The sequence below is a fragment of the Dietzia sp. DQ12-76 genome (assembly GCF_014145045.1).
GTDB lineage: Bacteria > Actinomycetota > Actinomycetes > Mycobacteriales > Mycobacteriaceae > Dietzia.
Genome location: NZ_JAALDV010000223.1, coordinates 1 through 3,859 on the forward strand (window position 1 = coordinate 1; position 3,859 = coordinate 3,859).

At 70.9% G+C, this 3,859-nt stretch carries 4 protein-coding genes; all 4 read right to left on the bottom strand.

Annotation, left to right across the window (positions count from 1 at the left end):
• Positions 1-228, bottom strand: a 228-nt coding sequence (locus G6019_RS17090) for a hypothetical protein (protein ID WP_206681817.1), incomplete at its 3' end; no start/stop codon positions are given.
• A gap of 323 nt (positions 229-551) precedes the next feature.
• The gene (locus tag G6019_RS08590) at positions 552-3,116 is read right to left on the bottom strand and encodes a helix-turn-helix transcriptional regulator (protein WP_182613324.1); all 2,565 of its coding nucleotides are present in this window, start codon (positions 3,114-3,116) and stop codon (positions 552-554) included.
• A 115-nt stretch (positions 3,117-3,231) separates the two neighbouring features.
• Positions 3,232-3,450 (bottom strand): hypothetical protein, encoded by a 219-nt coding sequence (locus G6019_RS08595; protein ID WP_107757713.1) that lies wholly within the window; start codon positions 3,448-3,450, stop codon positions 3,232-3,234.
• The coding region (locus tag G6019_RS08600; protein ID WP_206681818.1) for a hypothetical protein at positions 3,447-3,859 on the bottom strand (413 nt) is incomplete at its 5' end. The genes G6019_RS08595 and G6019_RS08600, both read right to left, overlap by 4 nt.

The window sequence follows — 3,859 nt, forward strand, 5'->3', positions numbered from 1 at the left end:
TCCGCGAACCGCGACCCGCACATCCATCGCCGCCGGGGCCGGGCGGACGGCTTCCGGACCGGTACCCCGTGTCGCCGTCGCGGGCGCCGGAGAGGTGGCTCGGGCCGACGCCATGGGGGCGAGAACCAGCGTGGGCAGCACGAGAGCGATGACGGCGCACAGCACTGCCAGCGCAGCAGAGGCGCCCGCCCCGTCTCCGTGCCGATACGGGAGCCTCAGGCGCCTCATGGGTGGTCCTTCCGAAGACGGATCCCGTCGCCCCACCGGGCCCGCACGGTCACGGCTGAGTTCTCCTGTGATGGGGAGATGCCCGCGTGGGCGGGTGGGGGTCACGGGCACGGATCCGGCCCGGCCGATGGCGACGGTGATCACGATTGCGCGACACGATCAACATGGACGCTAACTCACATTGGAGACGGAACACCTATCGGGACGACTTTTTCACCCGGGTGAAAGGGCGGGTGAAAGCAGTGATGAGCGGGCTATTGCGGCCACTCAGCCGGACGCCCCGAGGGCCCCGGCTCGAGTTGGACGACCATCCTGCTCAGCCATCAGACCAGGCCGCGCCGTCGAGCTTCGTCGACCGCCGCGTCGCGGGATCGGACCCCGAGCTTGCGGTATGCCGACCGCAGCTGTGTCTTGACCGTGTTGGCACTGACGAAGTGCTGCCGCGCGATGGCGGTGATGGAATCACCGGTGGCGAGACTCGCGAGGATGGCGAGCTCGCGTCCGGTGAGCTCGGTTGATCCCGGGGCCGGCGACGGGGGGGTCGCATCGCGCACCGGGGGCGGCAACTCGGGGCCCAGGGTCGCCAGCGTGGCCAGGGTCCCGGGGGCGAGCGTGACGAAGGGACGAACCACTCCGGTGAGCGTGGACGTGGTGATCGCGCGCTCCAGGTACGTCACCGCCTCCTCACGGTTGCCGAGCCCGATCCAGGCGGCGGCACCGACCAGGGACAGCTCCAGGGAGTCGCGCTGCGTGCACCCGAGATCCCCGTAGTGATCCCGGACGACGCCCAACGCGCCCGCGTGCTCGCCGTCGTACAGTCGGGCCCGGGCCCGGGCCGGAGCGGTGAGGGGGTGCGTGGACCCCCCGAGGAGGTCGAAGGCCACGGCGGTTCGCCCCATCGCCAGGTGGAGGTCGGCCCGGACCGCATCGAGGAGCGGCCCCACCACGGCGCCGTCCGCGCGCAACCCGGGAAACCTCCTCATATGGTGCTCGACGTACCGCAACCCGTCGGCCGGGGTGCCGGCCGCCAGAGCGATCTGTCCGTACACGTACAGGGAGAAGCCCCACAGCTCCTCCTGGTCCGCGGGGGGACCGAGGTCCGTCATGAGATCTATGGCGGAGTCGATGTCCAGGCGCTCGAGCCGCGCCAGTGCGGACCCGATCATGCCGGCCGGGCGGACCACGAGTTCCGAGTTGTGGGGCAGCTGCGGGTGCCGCTGCTCCTCGTCCCACCAGGAGTCGGCGTCCCGGACGTGGCCGAGGATCGCGTTGACCAGAGTCAGCTTCCCGGCGGCGTCCCGCTCGATGAACGACCCGACCCCGAGCCGGTGACCCCGGCGCAGCATCTGATGAGCGTCGTCGAATCGCCCCACCAGGAGCAGGGTCAGGCCCAGGTGGAGGAACACGAACGCCGGGCCGTCCCGCTCCGATTGCGTAGAGGACTCGACGTCGGGGGCGGGGACCCGGCGCAGCATCTCGTACTCCGCTGCGGCCTTCTCGAAACGCCCGTCGATGCGGAGTGAGATCATCCGCATCAACCGCTCGGCGTCATCCGAGACCTCGGGCGAGTCCACCAGATCCGGAGGCGGCGCGGGACTGTCCTTGGGCGCGGAGAACTGACTGTGCATCCTGCGCAACGTGCCGAAGAGCGATTCGCTCTCGAGCACCTCGGGGGGGATCCGCTTGAGGTCCCCGTCCATGTGCAGGAAGTTCGTCGTGTACAGGGTCTTCCAGTGCGCGCGGAGGATGTCCAGCACGAGGTCCCAGCGTTCGGCATCGATCGCGTGGACGAACGCCGTGTGGGGCCGACCCTCCGAGAGCCAGTGGTCGATGAGGGCGATCCGCGCATCGCGGAGGTCCTCCGGCCTCTCAGTTGCCGCGATGCGCAGGAGCGATGCCCTGATCGGGTCGGGAAAGCTCCAGGTCGGCTCGGCCGCCCCGGCCTCGCGGACGGTGAGTCCGTGCCTCTCGAGGGCGACGAATACGTCGCCTACCGCGTTCACCCGTCCGGTCACCCCGCCGATCGCCACGCCGACCGACGACGCGGTCAGCGGGGTGGCCGTCGCGGCACAAAAGATCTCCCTCCTGTGGCGGTGCAGTTCCGCCGTCTCGGCCAGAACCCGGACGACCACCCGGTCCACCACGCTGCGGATGCGCCCGACCCGGTCCGCACGGGCCGGGGAGCCCGTCCTCAGGGCGCCGACACCCTTGTCGACCAGGCCGGCGATTCGGCCCGTCTCCGCCGCGACCTCACCCAGGGGGATAGCCGACGCCGTGGTCAGACCCGCCAGATCGATCGCGGCGTCGAGTTCGGCGTCCGTGAGCAGGAGGTCCGCCGGTGGCACGAACACCCTGTCCGCCGGCAGCCCCGGTGCCTCGTGCCAAGCCCCCGCGGTGCGGGTGGCCACCAGCACACGAACCATTCCGCCGGACGACTGCTCGAAGAGGTCACGAACACGGTTCTCCGGCTCCCCCACCAGATGGAGGTCGTCCAGGACCAGTGTGAGGGGGCCGCGCCACGTCCGGACCAGGGACTTCACCTGGTCGAAAGGGTCTGCCGGCGGGTCCGTGGCGGTACGGCGCGCACCGACCGGTCCGACCGTCGGTGCGTCGGCGTCCCTCTGCTCCGGCAGTGACGTCGCGACCTCCTGCCAATAGGCGTCAGGCGTGCTGCCCGGTTCGGGCCCGATCACCCCGGCGACGGCTCCGGGGGAGGCGGAGGCGGCCGACCACCGCCTGAGCAGGGTGGTCTTCCCGGAGAGCAGGGGGCCACGCACGACGACCAACCGCTCCGGCCCGGAGAGCGCGTCGAACAGTCGCGTGCGCGGAGGGGACTGCGGGTTCGGGACGGGACCCGCCACACCGGGGGCGGGGCGACTCGCGACCATGCTCGCCTCACCCTCCTTGAGTCCGACCGGCGCGCCGACACCGCAGGCCATCAACCGAGTTCACCGCCTACGTTACGGTTCCCGCCCGGTCACCTTCCAGAGCACCCGCGCGCACTCACGCGGTGGTCCGCACGAACAGGTGCCACCCCAGCCAGATCCAGAAGGCCAGCAGGGCCCACCGGAGCAGCCAGAAACGGCGGACGAACCGGACGAGGTCGAGGAGGTTCGGAAGCACGGAGGAGCGCGCGGTCACGACCACCCAGAGGAGTACGAGTGACCAGACCACCGCCCAGATGACGAGGTTGGCGGAGCGGTCCGCGGGGAGGAACGTCACCGCGTCACCAGGGCCCATCCCAGCCACGCCCACACGGCGAAGGCCGCGGCACGAACCGGGTAGAAGGACAGGGGCTGCTCGAACAACGAACTGAGCGTCGGGTAGATCGAGCGCGGTTCGGCGAAGAAATGCCCCAGTTGGATCACCGCGACGACCGCGAGGAGCACTACCCACACGATGATCGGCACGGGTCCGGCCTTGGAGAGGTCGCCCCGGTCACCGGGGGATCCGGGCCTGTGCCACCCACGCCGCACCGCGAGGACGATCACGATGAGGACCCCGCCGGCCACGGCCACGCGCACGGGCCACGTCATCGGGTCGCCCAGCGCGGCGAGGGCTCCGTACACCGCGAAGCCGACCAGCACCAGCACGCGATCGCGCGCCGACCTCCGCGCTCCGTGCGCTGTGG